Source organism: Mesorhizobium sp. M4A.F.Ca.ET.020.02.1.1 (assembly GCF_004022645.1).
GTDB lineage: Bacteria > Pseudomonadota > Alphaproteobacteria > Rhizobiales > Rhizobiaceae > Mesorhizobium.
On the sequence record NZ_RZOI01001183.1, the window covers coordinates 1 to 1,036 of the forward strand.

The 1,036-nt window shown below is 68.9% G+C and carries 1 protein-coding gene and 1 pseudogene; both read right to left on the reverse strand.

Annotated features, from left to right (window positions below; all coding sequences use genetic code 11):
- Window positions 1-382, reverse strand: a pseudogene (locus EN742_RS35895) (sugar ABC transporter substrate-binding protein); the annotation flags it as partial.
- 58 nt (window positions 383-440) lie between these two features.
- A partial coding sequence (locus tag EN742_RS35900) for a substrate-binding domain-containing protein (protein ID WP_148670568.1) occupies window positions 441-1,036 on the reverse strand: 596 nt, incomplete at its 5' end.

Consider the following 1,036-nt stretch of genomic DNA (forward strand, 5'->3'; position numbering starts at 1 on the left):
GGCCATAGATGCGGCCCTTGTAGGTGCCGGTCTTGACATGCGCCGGCGACAGGCTGGCGAAATAGGGCAGCGACTTCGCCCAGTCGGTGATGTCCTCGAGCTGGCCGGCGGCCGAGAACGACGGCGTGTAGATGAGATCGAGCGACAGCGCGTCCGGCGCGGTGCCGCCGGCGGCGGCAGCGCCATATTTCGGGATGATCTCGGCATTGGGGATGATGTCGAGCTTGATCTGGTTCTCATGGCCCTTGTTGAAGGCATCGACGATGCGCGGCATGAAGTTGGAGCCGTCGGCGCGCACCCAGATGTTGGCGGTGTCGGCCGCGAAAGCAGGCAGGGCAAATATGCTCGCGGCGAGCGCGAGCCCGGCAATCATGGTCTTCATGGTTCTCCTCCTCATTGGTTCTCCTCCCGGTTCGGCCGCGCTTGGTAGCGCAGGCCCGTTAGCCGCCCGGCGGACGGCCGCATGACTGACGCACCACCAGCCGGCACGGCAGTTTTCTTATGCCCGGCGCGGCCGCCTGGCCGCCGACGAGCGAAAGCAGGGCGAGCCCGGCCTCGCGGCCGAGCGTGGCCAGGTTCATGTCGACCGAGGTCAGCGGCGGGCGCGTCGCCTCGGCCACGATCTCCCAATTGTCGAAGCCGACGACGCCGACATCCTCGGGCAACCGGATGCCGCGCTCGCGCAGCGCGTCGATGACGCCGCGCGCGATCTGATCGTTGCCGCAGAAGACGGCATCGGGCGTCTCACCCCTGCCCCGGCTGTCGAACAGCTTCGCCACCGCCTCGTGCCCCCAGCCTTCCGACCAGGCGCCGAGCAGCGGCTCGGCGGCCGGCAGGCCGTGCTCGGCCAGCACCTCGCGATAGGCACGCGCGCGCTCATGCACCACGGCAAAACTCGCCGGCCCGCTGACATGGGCGATGCGCCGGCGCCCGAGCCCACAAAAATGCTCGACCGCCAGCCGCGCGCCGCCGGCATCGTCGGAGACGAAGGCAACCGAGCCCGGATCGGGCTGGGTGAAGGCATAGATGACCGGGA